The 14,143-nt window shown below is 60.6% G+C and carries 15 protein-coding genes; 14 read left to right on the forward strand and 1 reads right to left on the reverse strand.

Going from position 1 to position 14,143, the window contains the following annotated elements:
* Positions 1–161: 161 nt before the first annotated feature.
* The 7 genes from ACVW1B_RS42430 (at position 162) to ACVW1B_RS42460 (ending at position 6,185) form a co-directional block, all read left to right on the forward strand.
* On the forward strand, positions 162–1,262 hold the full coding sequence (locus tag ACVW1B_RS42430) for a hydrogenase small subunit (protein WP_253604022.1): 1,101 nt from the start codon (positions 162–164) through the stop codon (positions 1,260–1,262).
* Positions 1,263–1,275: 13 nt separating this feature from the next.
* A complete protein-coding gene (locus tag ACVW1B_RS42435) occupies positions 1,276–3,066 on the forward strand; it encodes a nickel-dependent hydrogenase large subunit (protein ID WP_253604020.1) in 1,791 nt (596 codons plus the stop codon).
* The gene (cybH, locus tag ACVW1B_RS42440) at positions 3,056–3,778 is read left to right on the forward strand and encodes a Ni/Fe-hydrogenase, b-type cytochrome subunit (RefSeq protein ID WP_256558552.1); all 723 of its coding nucleotides are present in this window, start codon (positions 3,056–3,058) and stop codon (positions 3,776–3,778) included. Before ACVW1B_RS42435 ends, cybH begins: the two co-directional genes overlap by 11 nt.
* Positions 3,779–3,789: 11 nt before the next feature.
* The gene (locus tag ACVW1B_RS42445; protein ID WP_253588084.1) at positions 3,790–4,371 is read left to right on the forward strand and encodes a HyaD/HybD family hydrogenase maturation endopeptidase; all 582 of its coding nucleotides are present in this window, start codon (positions 3,790–3,792) and stop codon (positions 4,369–4,371) included.
* 15 nt (positions 4,372–4,386) lie between these two features.
* Positions 4,387–4,677: a HypC/HybG/HupF family hydrogenase formation chaperone gene (locus ACVW1B_RS42450; RefSeq protein WP_253588082.1), complete on the forward strand. Its 291-nt coding sequence runs from the start codon at positions 4,387–4,389 to the stop codon at positions 4,675–4,677.
* 201 nt (positions 4,678–4,878) lie between these two features.
* The gene (locus tag ACVW1B_RS42455; RefSeq protein ID WP_253604017.1) at positions 4,879–5,325 is read left to right on the forward strand and encodes a hypothetical protein; all 447 of its coding nucleotides are present in this window, start codon (positions 4,879–4,881) and stop codon (positions 5,323–5,325) included.
* Entirely contained in the window at positions 5,322–6,185 is an 864-nt protein-coding gene (locus tag ACVW1B_RS42460) for a hydrogenase expression/formation protein (protein ID WP_253604015.1), read from the forward strand. Before ACVW1B_RS42455 ends, ACVW1B_RS42460 begins: the two co-directional genes overlap by 4 nt.
* A gap of 34 nt (positions 6,186–6,219) precedes the next feature.
* On the opposite strand, the gene ACVW1B_RS42465 is transcribed toward ACVW1B_RS42460, so the two are convergent.
* Positions 6,220–6,759, reverse strand: coding sequence for a hypothetical protein (locus ACVW1B_RS42465; RefSeq protein WP_253604013.1), 540 nt, complete (start codon positions 6,757–6,759; stop codon positions 6,220–6,222).
* Between the two features lie 141 nt (positions 6,760–6,900).
* On the opposite strand from ACVW1B_RS42465, the gene ACVW1B_RS42470 reads away from it, so the two are divergent.
* Genes ACVW1B_RS42470 through hypE form a run of 7 tightly spaced genes read left to right on the forward strand, consistent with a single transcriptional unit; the run spans position 6,901 to position 13,958 of the window.
* Entirely contained in the window at positions 6,901–7,983 is a 1,083-nt protein-coding gene (locus tag ACVW1B_RS42470) for a hypothetical protein (protein ID WP_253604011.1), read from the forward strand.
* 2 nt (positions 7,984–7,985) lie between these two features.
* A complete protein-coding gene (hypA, locus tag ACVW1B_RS42475) occupies positions 7,986–8,327 on the forward strand; it encodes a hydrogenase maturation nickel metallochaperone HypA (RefSeq protein WP_092090203.1) in 342 nt (113 codons plus the stop codon).
* Complete coding sequence (hypB, locus tag ACVW1B_RS42480) at positions 8,327–9,286, forward strand: hydrogenase nickel incorporation protein HypB (RefSeq protein ID WP_253604009.1); 960 nt, start codon at positions 8,327–8,329, stop codon at positions 9,284–9,286. Before hypA ends, hypB begins: the two co-directional genes overlap by 1 nt.
* A complete protein-coding gene (hypF, locus tag ACVW1B_RS42485; protein ID WP_253604007.1) occupies positions 9,283–11,538 on the forward strand; it encodes a carbamoyltransferase HypF in 2,256 nt (751 codons plus the stop codon). Before hypB ends, hypF begins: the two co-directional genes overlap by 4 nt.
* Position 11,539: 1 nt before the next feature.
* Positions 11,540–11,776, forward strand: coding sequence for a HypC/HybG/HupF family hydrogenase formation chaperone (locus tag ACVW1B_RS42490; RefSeq protein WP_082653847.1), 237 nt, complete (start codon positions 11,540–11,542; stop codon positions 11,774–11,776).
* The gene (gene hypD, locus ACVW1B_RS42495; RefSeq protein ID WP_253604005.1) at positions 11,773–12,915 is read left to right on the forward strand and encodes a hydrogenase formation protein HypD; all 1,143 of its coding nucleotides are present in this window, start codon (positions 11,773–11,775) and stop codon (positions 12,913–12,915) included. Before ACVW1B_RS42490 ends, hypD begins: the two co-directional genes overlap by 4 nt.
* Positions 12,912–13,958, forward strand: a complete 1,047-nt coding sequence (gene hypE / locus ACVW1B_RS42500; protein ID WP_253604003.1) for a hydrogenase expression/formation protein HypE — start codon at positions 12,912–12,914, stop codon at positions 13,956–13,958. Before hypD ends, hypE begins: the two co-directional genes overlap by 4 nt.
* The last annotated feature ends 185 nt before the right edge of the window (positions 13,959–14,143 follow it).

Consider the following 14,143-nt stretch of genomic DNA (forward strand, 5'->3'; position numbering starts at 1 on the left):
ACGACAAGTGGTCAGTTGCGCAGCTTGCGCGTAGCTCGCCAATCCTGCTGCAGATCCACAAGCGACGGCTTGGTATCCGTCAGATGTTTGCTGTGCAATGGCCTATTTCTTGCTGCTGAACGTCAGCATCGTTACGGCTGACGCGTCACTTGGAAGGGCTCATGGGCGGGATAGAGGAAACCTTCTACAGCGTGATCAGACGTCAGGGTATCACGCGTCGCAGTTTCCACAAGTTCTGCAGTTTGACGGCCGCGAGCTTCGGACTCGGTCCGCTCGCAGCAAGCAGTATCGCCAATGCCCTCGAGACCAAACCGCGTATACCCGTCATTTGGCTGCACGGGCTCGAGTGTACCTGCTGCTCCGAAAGCTTCATCCGCTCAGCGCATCCGTTGATCAAAGACGTGCTGTTGTCGATGATTTCGCTCGACTACGACGATATGATCATGGCCGCGGCTGGTCACCAGGCCGAAGCCGTCCTGCAGGAAAACCGTGCCAGGTACAAAGGCAAGTATGTGCTTGCCGTCGAAGGCAACCCGCCGCTGAACGAGGGAGGCATGTTCTGCATTGACGGCGGCAAGCCGTTCGTTGAGAGGCTCAGGTGGATGGCGGAAGCGTCCATGGCGGTCATTGCCTGGGGGACCTGCGCATCCTGGGGCTGCGCGCAAGCGGCCAGGCCCAATCCGACCGGTACTGTGCCTATCGACAAGGTGATCTCCAACAAGCCGATCGTCAAGGTTCCCGGGTGTCCCCCCATCGCAGAGGTCATGACCGGCCTCGTGACCTTCATATCCACGTTCGGAAGGCTTCCTGAACTCGATCGCCAAGGGCGCCCAAGGATGTTTTATTCCCAGCGCATCCACGACAAGTGCTATCGGCGTTCGCATTTCGACGCCGGCCAATTTGTCGAGGAGTGGGACGATGAGTGCGCCCGCAAGGGCTACTGCCTGTACAAGATGGGCTGCAAGGGGCCGACCACCTACAATGCCTGTTCGACGCTTCGCTGGAATGGGGGCGTTTCATTCCCTATTCAATCCGGCCACGGTTGCCTCGGTTGCTCCGAAGACGGCTTTTGGGACAAAGGTTCGTTCTACGACCGGCTCACGGCCATCCAGCAGTTCGGCATCGAGAAGAACGCCGATCAGATCGGGATGGCCGCTGCCGGCGCGGTTGGGTTGACCGTAGCCGCACATGCGGCGGTCACGGCGGTGAAGCGATTGACCCGCAAGCCGGATCGCGCAGCTCATAAAAATAAGCCAACTTGAGGGGAGGACGACGGTGGCCGTCCAGACACCGAATGGGTTCAACCTCGATCGGTCCGGCAAGCGAATTGTGATCGACCCGCTGACCCGGATCGAGGGCCACCTGCGCGTCGAAGCCAACCTCGATTCGAACAACGTGATCCGCAACGCGGTCTCGAGCGGGACGATGTGGCGTGGCATCGAAGTCATCCTGCGCGGGCGAGATCCGCGCGACGCCTGGGCGTTCACCGAGCGGATTTGCGGTGTCTGCACCGGCACCCATGCGCTCGCCTCCGTGCGCGCCGTTGAAAATGCGCTTGGGATCGCCATTCCGGAGAATGCCAACTCGATCCGCAACATCATGCAGCTGTGCCTGCTTGTGCATGATCATCTCGTGCATTTCTATCACCTGCACGCGCTGGATTGGGTCGACGTGGTTTCCGCGCTCAAGGCTGATCCCAGGTCCACCTCGGCGCTGGCGCAGTCCATCTCGCCCTGGCCGCTGTCGTCTCCTGGCTATTTCAAGGATTTGCAGATCAGGCTCACCAAGTTCTTCGGGTCAGGGCAACTCGGTCCGTTCAAGAACGGCTATTGGGGGCATCCGGCTTACAAGCTGCCGCCGGAAATGAACCTGATGGCCGTGGCGCATTATCTGGAAGCGCTCGACTTCCAGAAGGAGATCGTCAAGATCCAAGCCATCTATGGGGGCAAGAATCCGCATCCGAACTGGCTGGTCGGCGGCGTGGCCTGCGCGATCAACATCGACGGAAATGGTGCGGTTGGCGCGATCAATATGGAGCGGCTTAACCTGGTGTCCTCGGTCATCGACCGTTCGATCGAGTTTGTCGAGCAGGTCTATCTGCCCGACATCGCAGCGATCGGCTCGTTCTATAAGGACTGGCTGCATGGCGGCGGGCTTTCTAGCAAAAGCGTGATGTCCTATGGCGACATCCCCGAAAACGCTAACGACTGTTCCGCGAAAAGTCTCAAGCTGCCGCGCGGCGTCATTCTTGGCGGCAATCTTGAGGAGATTTTGCCGATCGACCATGGCGATCCCGAGCAGATCCAGGAATTCGTCGCGCATTCATGGTATAAATACCCTAGCGAGTTCAGCGGCCTGCATCCCTGGGATGGCGTCACCGAACCGAATTTTGAGCTAGGGGCAAAGGTCAAAGGCAGCAGAACAGATATCAAGGAACTCGACGAAGACGGCAGGTATTCCTGGATCAAAGCGCCGCGCTGGCGCGGCCACGCCGTCGAGGTCGGGCCATTGGCGCGATACATCATCGGTTATGCGCAAGGCAAAGCCGAATTCAAGGAGCCGGCCGAGAGACTGCTCAAGGGGCTCAATCTTCCCTTGACCGCGCTGTTTTCGACGCTTGGCCGTACCGCGACGCGGGCACTCGAATGCCAGTGGGCGGCGCATCAGATGCGCTATTTCCAGGACAAGCTGGTCGTCCATATCAAGCAAGGCAATAGCGCAACTGCCGACGTCAGCAACTGGAAGCCGGAAGGCTGGCCTAATGAGGCCAGGGGCTACGGTTTCACTGAAGCGCCGCGCGGTGCGCTTGGCCACTGGATCAAGATCAAGAACACCAAGATCGACAATTACCAATGTGTCGTGCCGACGACGTGGAACGGGTCTCCTCGCGACCCCAAGGGCAATATTGGCGCTTTTGAAGCCTCCCTTATCGGTACCCCGGTCGTCGATCCGCAGCGGCCCTTGGAGATCTTGCGCACGATCCATTCCTTTGATCCGTGCTTGGCGTGCTCGACCCACGTGATCAGTCCCTACGGCCAAGAAATCGCTTCAATCAATGTTCGTTAGGTCCATACTGGACAAGGCTCCGAAAGCCGTTGCGGTCGTCGATGCAGCGCCGACTGTTCACGGGGCCGCCTACGTTTATGAAGCGCCGGTGCGACTGTGGCACGCGGGCAATGCGGTGGCCATTCTGGTGCTGGGCATAACCGGTTATCTCATTGGAACTGGGACACCGGCAATGCCGGGGGAGGCTAGCGACAATTTCCTGTTCGGCTATATCCGCTTTGCGCATTTCTTGGCGGGATATGTGCTCGGCGTCGGATTTATGCTGCGCATCTACTGGGCCTTGATGGGAAACCCGCATGCCATGCAGATCTTTTGCGTGCCGCTCTGGCGCAGATGCTTTTGGCGCGAAGTGTACGACGAAATGCGCTGGTACGCCTTCCTGGCAGCTGAGCCCGAAAGGCACGTCGGGCACAATCGGTTGGCTCAGCTCGCGATGTTCTTCATGTTCACGCAGACCACCACGTTCATGATCGTCACAGGCTTTGCACTTTACGGGCAGGGCACCGATCGTGACAGCTGGCAGTACAAGCTGTTCGACTGGGTATTCGCGATCTGGCCGAACGGTCAAGACGTCCGTACCTGGCATCATCTCGGCCTGTGGGTGATCGTGACCTTTGCGATGGTCCACATTTATGCGGTGATCCGGGAAGACATCATGTCGGGCCGGAGCATCTCCTCGATGATTTCGGGTCAGCGTCAGTTTCGCAATTGACTAGGAGGCGGATGCTGAGTCCGGAGAACAAGAAAAGGATCCTGGTGCTCGGCATCGGCAATATCCTGTGGGCCGATGAGGGATTCGGCGTGCGGGTGGTAGAGGAGTTTTATCGTCGCTACACCATCGATGACAACGTCTCCATCCTCGATGGTGGCACGCAGGGGCTCTATCTCGTCGGTTTTCTCGAGCAGGCCGATTGCCTGATCGTGTTCGATGCCGTCGATTATGGACTTTCGCCCGGACAGTTGAAGCTCGTGCGAGATGACGAAGTGCCGAAATTTGCCGCTGCCAAGAAGCTGAGCCTGCATCAGACCGGCTTTCAGGAGGTCTTGAATGCAGCCGACCTGCTTGGTCGCTGCCCGCGAGAGATCGCTCTGATCGGCTGTCAGCCGCTGGACATGGAGCATTGGGGCGGTTCGCTGACTGCACCGGTGCGTGTTCAGATCACGCCTGCGATCGAACTGGCCTGCAACCTGCTGGCCCAGTGGGGCGCACCGGCAAGACCGCGGGCCGCCCCGCTGCCTGCATCAGAACGGCTGTTGGGGAACAATATCGACCATGTCAATTATGAAAGGGCGCAGCCGATCTAGCGGCCGCGGTTATCCATGTGCCTTGGCTTACCAATGACGATTGTTGAGACCGACGGCGTCACGGCGCTATGCGAGTATGGCGGTGAAAAGCGACGTGTCTCGGTCATGCTGCTCTCCGGCGCGATGGTCGGCGCCAAGGTGCTCGTCCATATCGAGACAGCGGTGCGGCCCTTGGAGGAGGATGAAGCAAGGCGAATCTCGGAAGCACTCGACGGGCTCGAGGCTAGTCTCAACGGCGAGGACTGCGATCGCTTCTTTGCGGACTTGATTGGTCATGAGCCGCAATTGCCCGACCATCTACGCTAGCGGGGTGCCGAGCGCGGACATCGTGTTGCCGGCCCCTGCTCACGAACCGATTTGCAATCGTAGGCAACTTTTACAGAGAAAATGTAAAGCGCTTACAGCCGCTGCTCCGGTCGGGAATGCGATCACAGCGAGACGATGATTGGCATGTGCCTTGCTAAGACCTCGCCGAGAAGAACCAGAAAATTATCAGAAAGGCGTCTGATGAAGTTCCAGCCGGCTCAGCATGATCTGGCGCGGCCTGGTCTGTCCGAGGTTGAGAGAGCGGGCGGCGATGCTCATCTGGCCGGGCAGGATCCCGGGAAGAAAGGCGTGGAGCTGCCGTCGGCAGCGGGCCCCTTATATTCACGCTGGGCGATCCACGTCGCAACCGCGCTTTCTGAACAGACCAAGGCGCTCCGGCGGCCCGTGCAACAGGTCGTAACCGCGCGCAGCGCCGGTGGCGAACCGGGCGGGCGGCTCGGCCTGCATGGCCCGCCGAGGCCGACCGAATGCCCTCAGCGCGCTACACTGCGCCTGGTCGGTGAGAGTCAGGTCCGCTTGGACAAGATCGCCCCCATGTCGGCATCGATCGTACGACCACAAGCCGGTAGCGCCTGGATCGCCAACAGCATTGCCATTCGGCACGTTCACCGGAACGTCGGGTCATGAAAACGGCGGCCCGCAACGGAGACGAAATCCCTGCGTCGCCGATGAGCGAGTTTCCTGTGGATGCGGATAGTCTCGACGTCATCCATAGCGGGCCCGCGGCTGTGGGGGCGCTCGCCGAGCGCGCTTGGCGCGATGGCGGCGAGCTTGCAAGAAACTGTCCAAATGCCATCGCCCTGTTATCGAACGCCGCTGCTGCCGCTCGCGGCCAGAAGAGCAACGCACGCGCGCAACTGTATGGGCTCGCGGATCTCAGTGATCCCGAGCGCAAGCTGATTGCCGAAGTGCTTGGGGAAGGCGAGGTCGCCGGCTTCGTTGCGCTACCAGATGGCTCTCTGGCCGAAATCCAGGAGTCCGTGCTTGCGGGAATCTGGCGCGTGCGCATAGGGACGGAACCGGCGCACGAATACGTTGAGATCGGGGCGATCCCGCAGATCGTGCGACGCGCCGCAACAGACCTGACGTCGACCAATCTGGTGATCGGTGCGGCGCCGGACGGCGCAATGAACGTGTTGCCGGTGCTCGCCGAAATACGCGAGAGGGCCCGCGTCTGGCGGCATGGCATGCGCGCGCATGTCATCAATCTGACACTGCTGCCGATGAACGCCGTTGATCTGGCGTTTCTGCAGCAAGGCCTGGGCAACGGTCCGGTCCAACTTATCTTCCGCGGCTACGGCACATGCCGAGTGCAGGCGACCGGGATCCGGAACGTCTGGTCGGTGCAGTTTTTCAACTCTATTGACACCATCATCCTCGACACGCTGGAGGTCGGCGGCACGCCGATTGTTGCGTTGGCTGCCGACGAGGATTTCGAGGATTCTGCCGAACGTCTGCAGGAAATCATGAAGGCCTACGTCTCATGAAGAGCTTGGAGACTGTTTGGCGTCCGGTCGGTTCTCACAGCCGGCGCGCGCGCAATGTGGCCTTGGCTGAATCGTGCGCAACCACCGGAGAACGATGGCGACGCAGACTGCTGCGCGAGCGCGTTGCGCGCGAAAAACTAAAAGCTGCTTCGGCTTTCGTGCGTCCAAGGCCGGCTTTGCGTCGGCTGAAGGTGATGCTTGAGCGTGGACAGGACTTTCGCAGGCGCAAGAACGCCGAGCTGTCGGCGTCCGACGAGATGCTCGTAGCAGCCTGTTGGGATATCGCCGGTCGAGCCATGCGCCCGCGATCGGTCTTGAACGATCCATGTCCAGGGTCGACGCGATCGGGTTTCGCACGCGCGGAAGGCAGGGGCGATAGCGTAATGGGCGCGCCTTGGGCCATGAAGGTGGCCGTCTGCCTGGGCAACGGCACCTGCTCACGGCATGCTGGGCAGAGGTCGAACCTGCGCTCAGTTCGATCCGGCGACGTTGAACTTGTTTTCAGCGAAATCGCGCCATTGAGCTCGAGCACCTGTTGCTTCCTGCTCTCGGCGAGTTCCGCAGGCGAAGACATGGGTGGCGCCATTGCCGAAGTAGCGGTCCCTGCCATGGTGTGGCCGGACGACCGCCGAACGCAACGTCATTTCCAAGCATCACATCTTCGTTTGATCAATCGCCGGCATTTCTTGCGCGAGATGATGGCGGACCGGTGCGCATGAGCCTTATCGCCCGCAACAAAATCGATGTTACCATATTGCTTGCTGCCGACGTCATCGCCGAGGTCGAGATCCTGCCGCGAGCCAGGCCGCCGCTGGCGCGGCTGTTCGCCGGCAAACCGCCATCGTCGTTGCTCAATGCGCTGCCGCAGCTCTTCACCTTATGTGCCGCTGCGCAGCAGGTCGCATTGCTGTCCGCGATCGAAGCGGCGCGTGACGAAGAGATCATCCTCGCGACAAAACAGCGTCGTATGATCCTGGTCGTTGCCGAACGCATCTCAGAATTGCTGCGGGCTCTCTTTGTCGCGCATCCCACGCCGAACGCCAGTGCGGCGGCGATCCGGTCCCTTATACGGGCATTGTCCATGCTTGTCGGCAGCGCCCGGCCAGCTCGCGGCTCTGCTCGACGCGAAGCGATAGCTCAGATTGTTGCTGCGCTCACTGCACTTGGCATGCCGAATGAAGATGGCGTGCCAAGGCCCGGTAGCCCGTCCGCGCTTTGCATTGCAGCGCTTGACGAGGTCGACTTGAAGTCCATCCGGATCGCGCACTCGTTCCTGTCCGTCGCCGACGACCGCAACATCGTTGAACGGCTGCTCGGCGATGACCCGACATTTTGCCATTGTCCCGACCTTGGGGGGCGTGCGCCCGAGACAGGTCCATGGGCGCGCCAAATGACGCGTGAGCGGCTCTGGCTGGGGCGATCCGGTCCGGTTGAGCGGCTGAAGGCCAGAATTGCAGAGATCGTTCGGCTATGCGATTGGCTCAAGTCCGGTGCTCATATCGACGCAGCGGAGCCTGGGATCATCGAAAGCTACAGGTTAGGTCCTCGACGTGCGGCGGCCGCGGTCGAATGCGCCAGGGGTCGGCTCTATCACGCGGTTGAGCTTGATCCTCAGGGCCAGATATTCCGCTTCGAATTTCTTGCTCCGACGGAATGGAATTTCCATAGACGAGGACCGCTTGTCCGTAACCTGCAGGGCGCTGTGCTGACGGCGAGACGGCATCAGAAAGCGGTTCGTGCGGTGATCGAATCGCTTGATCCCTGCGTCGGATTCACGCTCAAGTTTCGCAAAAGTTGACGATGCATGAAATGGCGCTTTGTCAGAGCATCATCGAAATCGTCGAGGAAGAAGCGCATCGCCGATCGTTTTCGCTGGTGCGGAGCATCTGTCTGGAGATCGGGGCCTTGAGCCATGTCGCGCCGCAAGCGCTCAGGTTCTGCTTTGGTGTCGTGGCAACGCGGACCATTGCCGAGGGCGCGGCTCTTAGAATCATCGAACGCCCCGGCGAGGCCTGGTGCATGACCTGTTCGAAGAGCGTCGAGATTGCACGGCGCGGTGAAAGCTGTCCTAGTTGCGGCAGCTACCAGTTGCAGGTCACCGCGGGCGAAGAGATGCGAGTGAAAGAACTGGAGATCGATTGATGTGTGGCGTATGCGGCTGCAGCGAAGGGACTCCTTCGACCGAGCCCTCCGAAGCTCATAATGCGCAAGGCCGCGCTCGCGACTATCCTCATGTGCAGGACGATTGCGATCGCCATGAGGCGCATCTGCATGACGACCAGGACCTGCAGCGTTCAAACCATGCTCGCCACAGCCATGATCACGATCATCATCCTGGCCGTCGGAGGGCGGATGGTGGGCAAGCGATTCTGGACTGCAGCGCCGGCCCGGCTGGCTTGAAGGTCGCGGACATGCGCCGCGAGCGGGTCGTTCAGATCGAGCGCGACATCTTTAGCAAGAATAGCAGGATCGCGGCGGATAACCGCGCGCTATTCGTGGCCGATGAACTCCTCGTGTTCAATCTCGTGTCCAGTCCCGGTGCAGGCAAAACTTCGCTATTGGTCCGCGCCGTGTCCGAGCTCAAGCGCAGCCGTCCGATCGGGGTGATCGAAGGCGACCAGCAGACCTCGAACGATGCCGAACGCATTCGCGCGACCGGCGTGCCAGCCATTCAAGTCAATACCGGAAAGGGTTGTCATCTTGATGCTGCTATGATTGGCGAGGCTTATCGCCGCCTGCCGCCGCTCATTGGCGGTATCCTCTTCATCGAGAACGTCGGTAACCTGGTCTGTCCCGCGGCCTTCGATCTTGGCGAGGCCTGCAAGATCGTGGTGTTGTCGACCACTGAAGGTGAAGACAAGCCGCTCAAATATCCGGATACATTTGGCGCTTCTTCACTCATGCTGATCAACAAGGTTGATCTGGCGCCGCTGCTTGAATTCGATTTGGGCAAGACCGTCGAATATGCAAGACGCGTCAATCCAAAGATCGAAGTACTCACGGTTTCGGCGCGGACCGGCGAGGGTTTTGGCGGGCTCTACGCCTGGATCGATAAGCAGGCCGCGCATCACAGGCGCGCCTTGGAGGACACGAGGCGATGAGCGCCACCACCTGCGACCGAACACGGCTGCGCGTGCGCGTGAGCGGGGCCGTGCAAGGGGTCGGCTTTCGCCCCTACGTTTATGGCCTCGCCACGCGGTACGGATTAGCGGGGTTTGTCGTCAACAGCTCCGAGGGCGTCACTATCGAAGTCGAGGGTCGCCGCGCGCCCGAGTTTGTCGCCGCATTGCCGCTCGAACTGCCTCCACTGGCACACATCGACCACATCTGCGTTCAGCAGACTGGGGCGCTCGCGGCAAAAGGCTTTTCGATCGGCACGAGCGAGGGTGGCAAGTTATCAGCGCGGATCGTCGCCGATGCCGCGACGTGCCAGCAATGCCTCAGTGAGCTGTTCGATCCCGAAAATCGCCATTACCTTTATCCGTTCGTCAGCTGTTCCCATTGCGGCCCGCGCTATACGATCGCCGAACAGCTTCCGTATGATCGCCACAACACGGTCATGAAAGCTTTCAGGCTGTGCGCTGCCTGCGCGGCCGAATATGCCGATCCAGCGAGCCGCAGGTTTCATGCGGAGGCGATCGCGTGTCAGATATGCGGTCCTCGGCTCAGCCATGGGATCAATGCCATTGTCGCGGCGATCGCCGGCGGCCAAATCGTAGCCATCAAGGGGCTCGGCGGATATCAACTGCTCTGCGATGCACGCAACCAGGACGTCGTGCAGCGATTGCGCAGCAGAAAGCACCGCCTTCAAAAGCCGTTCGCGGTCATGGTCGGTTCCACAGAGCTGGTCAACGAAATCGCAGAAGCGAATGGGGCCGAGCTTGCGCTGCTTGAATCCGTAGCACGTCCCGTTGTCCTTCTGCCTTCGCGCAATAATCTGGCGCCCGCCATAGCTCCTGGCTTATCGCGCATTGGTGTCATGCTGCCGGTCGTGCCACTGCATCACCTCATCTTTCACGCGCTTCGTTCGACGGGAGCGTGGCTTGAGGGGGCGTGCCCGGTCATCGTCGCAACCAGCGCCAATTCTTGCGGCGAACCGCTCCTGATCGACAATGCGCAGGCGCTGTGGCGGCTCGAAGGGATTGCAGACCTAGTCGTAACCCATGATCGCGATATCCTGACACGTGCCGATGACTCCTTGCTGTCGGTGGTTGCCGGCCGGACCCAATTCGTACGCCGCGCACGTGGCTACGTCCCCGAACCGATCCGGCTTGCGAGGTCTGTGCCGGTCGTGCTCGCCGTCGGTGGCGCGCTGAAATCGACCGTCACCATCACGCGGGACAACGAAGCCTTCGTCTCCCAGCATATAGGCGATCTCGATACCGCCGAAGGCATCCGTGTGTTCGAGGAGACGATCCGCCACCTCGCATCGACCCTTGATGTGGAGCCTGTCGTCATTGCCCATGATCTGCATCCCAATATGGCATCGACCCGCTTTGCGGAAGCAAGCAGCCGGGCCCTTGTCGCCGTCCAGCATCACCACGCCCACGCTGGCGCCGTCATTGCTGAGCACGGCCATGCCGGACCGGCGCTTGCCCTGGTGCTCGACGGCCATGGCTTCGGTTCCGACGGCGGTAACTGGGGTGGCGAGCTGTTGCTGTGCGAAGGAACAAGGTGTCGACGCATCGGGCATCTCGCGCCTTTGCAAATGCCTGGTGGAGAGCGGGCGGCGCGCGAGCCGTGGCGTATGGCAAGCGCAATATTGCAGGCGCTCGGCCGGGGTAACGAAATCGGGCCTCGCTTTGCTGCGCAGCGGCAGGCTGAGCGCATGTCGGTATTGCTCGATCAGCCGGGCGGGGCCACCACGACCAGCGCGGGCCGGTTGTTCGATGCCGCGGCAGCGCTGCTGGGAATCGCATGTGTGCAGAGCTATGAGGGCGAAGCCGCGATGAAGCTCGAGGCGCTGGTGCGGCGGACTGCGATTTTCGATGCCGGCTGGACCATCGACGGCGGCGTGCTATCGCTTCGACCGTTATTTGCGCGGTTGATTGCAGACGACATCGACGCGGCGGACGGAGCCGGGCTGTTTCATGGCACCTTTGCCGCCGCTTGCATTGACTGGGTCAGCCGCTCTGCACGGACAACCGGCGTCAATACCATCGTTCTAAGCGGCGGCTGCTTTCTGAACGCGGTGCTGGCGGATGAAATTGAGCGCGGTTGCCGCAGCGCAGGCCTCACCCCGCTGGTGCCAAGGCAGCTGCCGCCCAACGATGGAGGTTTGAGCCTCGGCCAGGCGTGGATTGCCGCTCTGCAGATTATTGAACGGTCTTCAGCCCTGGAAGGAGTAGCCTGATATGTGTCTTTCGGTCCCGGCAAAGGTATCAAAAATTCTTCCCGACGATATGGCGATCGTGTCCATCGATGGGGTCAGCCTGGAAATATCGATTGCTCTCATCGAAGAGCTCGACGTTGGCGACAGCGTTCTGGTGCATGTCGGTTATGCGCTCTCCAAGATCGACCCAGCAGAAGCCACGCGCACGTTGGAGCTCTTGCAGGAGCTCGGCAGTGCAGGGCAGGAACCCCGAACATGAAGTATGTCGACGAATTTCGTGACAAGACCATCGCACAGGGACTCGCGCGGGCAATTGGCGCCGAAGCCGGTGCGCGACGGGCTTACAGGTTCATGGAATTCTGCGGCGGACACACTCATGCGATCTCCCGCTACGGCCTCGAGGATTTGCTGCCCGCGAACATTCGTATGATCCACGGGCCCGGTTGTCCCGTCTGCGTTCTGCCCGCCAGCCGGATTGACATGGCAATCCGGCTCGTCGAGCGGCCGGAGGTCACTCTGTGCGTCTATGGCGACCTGATGCGCGTGCCGGGGTCGCAGGGGCAGTCCCTGATGCGAGCCAAAGCCCTCGGAGCAGACATTCGCATGGTCTATTCGACGCTCGACGCTATCCGGCTCGCCGAACAGGTGCCAAGCCGGGAGGTGGTCTTCTTTGCCATCGGATTTGAGACCACGACGCCGCCGACCGCGGTGATGATCCGGATTGCCGAAAAGAAGCGGCTGAGGGGCCTTAGCGTGTTCTGCAACCATGTGCTTACGCCCTCAGCGATGCACAGCATTCTCGAGAACCCGAAGATGCGCAATATCGGCGGGGTCGCAATCGACGGCTTCGTTGGTCCTGCACATGTCAGCACGATCATCGGTACGCAGCCCTACGAGCCCCTGGCGGAGCAATTCGGCAAGCCGATCGTGATCGCGGGATTTGAGCCACTCGACGTGATGCAGGCGATCCTGATGCTGGTACGCCAGGTAAACGAAGGCCGCTACGAGGTAGAGAACCAGTACAGCCGTGCGGTGACTCGCCAAGGCAACCGACGCGCCAAGGACGAGGTTTCGCAGGTATTCGAATTGCGTGAGCAGTTCGAATGGCGTGGGCTTGGGCTCGTCCCCAACAGTGGGCTGAAGTTGAAGCGGGCTTACGCGGGATTTGACGCCGAGGCGCGTTTTGCGATGCACGAGCTGCGTGTCGCCGACAATCCGGCATGCGAGTGCTGCGCGATCCTGCGCGGCGCCAAGCGGCCGGTCGATTGCAAGCTGTTTGGAACCGTCTGCACGCCAGAAACACCCGTCGGGTCCTGCATGGTTTCCTCGGAAGGCGCTTGTGCCGCGTATTGGACCTATGGCCGAGTTCGCGATGACCAGGTGAGGCGGATGTCATGAGCGCGAAGGCCTATCAAGGCAAGCTCGACGTCGACAACGGACGCGTTGATCTTTCCCACGGATCCGGAGGCCGTGCCATGGCGCAACTGATCTCCTGCATTTTTCACCAAGCCTTCGGTAATGAATGGCTTGCCCGCTGCAATGATCAGGCCGCGTTCGATGTTGCGGCAGGCAGGATGGTAATGACGACCGACGGCTATGTTGTTTCGCCGCTGTTCTTTCCCGGAGGCAATATCGGGTCACTGGCTGTGCACGGCACGATCAATGATGTCGTGATGGCCGGCGCACGTCCACTCTATCTATCGGCCAGCTTCATCATTGAAGAGGGGTTCCGGTTTTCGGATCTCAGGACGATTGCACAGTCGATGAGCGAGGCGGCGCGCGCTGCCGGCGTTTACATCATCACTGGAGACACCAAGGTCGTCGAGCGCGGCAAGGCGGACGGCCTGTTCATCTCTACGACGGGCATCGGGTTTCTGGCCGATGGCCTCGATCTCTCAGCCGACAAGGCAAGGATCGGGGACCGCGTGCTGATGTCCGGCAGCCTCGGCGACCATGGAGTGGCGATCATGTCAGCGCGCCAGAACGCTGCTCTTCAAGTTGAGATCATCTCGGATTCCGCATCGCTGCATGACTTGGTGGCTGTCATGATGACGGCCGGTGGGCGCGGCATCCGGGTGATGCGTGACCCCACGCGGGGCGGACTTGCCGCCGCTCTCAACGAGATTGCTCATCAATCGGGCCTCGGGTTTCGTCTGCAGGAAGCGGCCATTCCCATAAAGCCCGCCGTTGCGGCCGCCTGCGAGCTTCTTGGGCTTGATCCGATCCATGTCGCCAATGAGGGCAAGCTCGTTGCGATCGTCGCGCCTGATGTGGCCGACGCCGTGCTTGCAGCCATGAAGGCGCATCCACTCGGGTGCGATGCAGCCGATATTGGCGAGGCGGTCGCTGACGAACACGAATTTGTGCAAATGGCGACCAGTTTCGGCGGCGGACGAATTGTCGACTGGTTGTCGGGCGAACAATTGCCTCGGATCTGTTGAACACACCGCACCCGTTTGCGGCGAGCATGCGGGAATGGCGGTTAAGCTCAAAGAGCAGGTCATTCAATCCACTTCGCATCTGTGGGTTTGAAATCCTGCGTAGCTGGCGAAAGATCGCTGAATTTCTGCGCCATATACGCGCCTGGATCGCAATATCGCTGCGCTCTTCCGATTAAAAAGCCCCT

Source organism: Bradyrhizobium sp. USDA 4502, assembly GCF_054063355.1.

Coding starts and splice junctions, on each gene's coding strand:
- ACVW1B_RS42430 (WP_253604022.1), top strand. CDS start 162: ATGGGCGGGATAGAGGAAACCTTCTACAGCGTGATCAGACGTCAGGGT.
- cybH (WP_256558552.1), top strand. CDS start 3,056: ATGTTCGTTAGGTCCATACTGGACAAGGCTCCGAAAGCCGTTGCGGTC.
- ACVW1B_RS42445 (WP_253588084.1), top strand. CDS start 3,790: ATGCTGAGTCCGGAGAACAAGAAAAGGATCCTGGTGCTCGGCATCGGC.
- ACVW1B_RS42450 (WP_253588082.1), top strand. CDS start 4,387: ATGTGCCTTGGCTTACCAATGACGATTGTTGAGACCGACGGCGTCACG.
- ACVW1B_RS42455 (WP_253604017.1), top strand. CDS start 4,879: ATGAAGTTCCAGCCGGCTCAGCATGATCTGGCGCGGCCTGGTCTGTCC.
- ACVW1B_RS42460 (WP_253604015.1), top strand. CDS start 5,322: ATGAAAACGGCGGCCCGCAACGGAGACGAAATCCCTGCGTCGCCGATG.
- ACVW1B_RS42465 (WP_253604013.1), bottom strand. CDS start 6,759: ATGTCTTCGCCTGCGGAACTCGCCGAGAGCAGGAAGCAACAGGTGCTC.
- ACVW1B_RS42470 (WP_253604011.1), top strand. CDS start 6,901: ATGAGCCTTATCGCCCGCAACAAAATCGATGTTACCATATTGCTTGCT.
- hypA (WP_092090203.1), top strand. CDS start 7,986: ATGCATGAAATGGCGCTTTGTCAGAGCATCATCGAAATCGTCGAGGAA.
- hypB (WP_253604009.1), top strand. CDS start 8,327: ATGTGTGGCGTATGCGGCTGCAGCGAAGGGACTCCTTCGACCGAGCCC.
- hypF (WP_253604007.1), top strand. CDS start 9,283: ATGAGCGCCACCACCTGCGACCGAACACGGCTGCGCGTGCGCGTGAGC.
- ACVW1B_RS42490 (WP_082653847.1), top strand. CDS start 11,540: ATGTGTCTTTCGGTCCCGGCAAAGGTATCAAAAATTCTTCCCGACGAT.
- hypD (WP_253604005.1), top strand. CDS start 11,773: ATGAAGTATGTCGACGAATTTCGTGACAAGACCATCGCACAGGGACTC.
- hypE (WP_253604003.1), top strand. CDS start 12,912: ATGAGCGCGAAGGCCTATCAAGGCAAGCTCGACGTCGACAACGGACGC.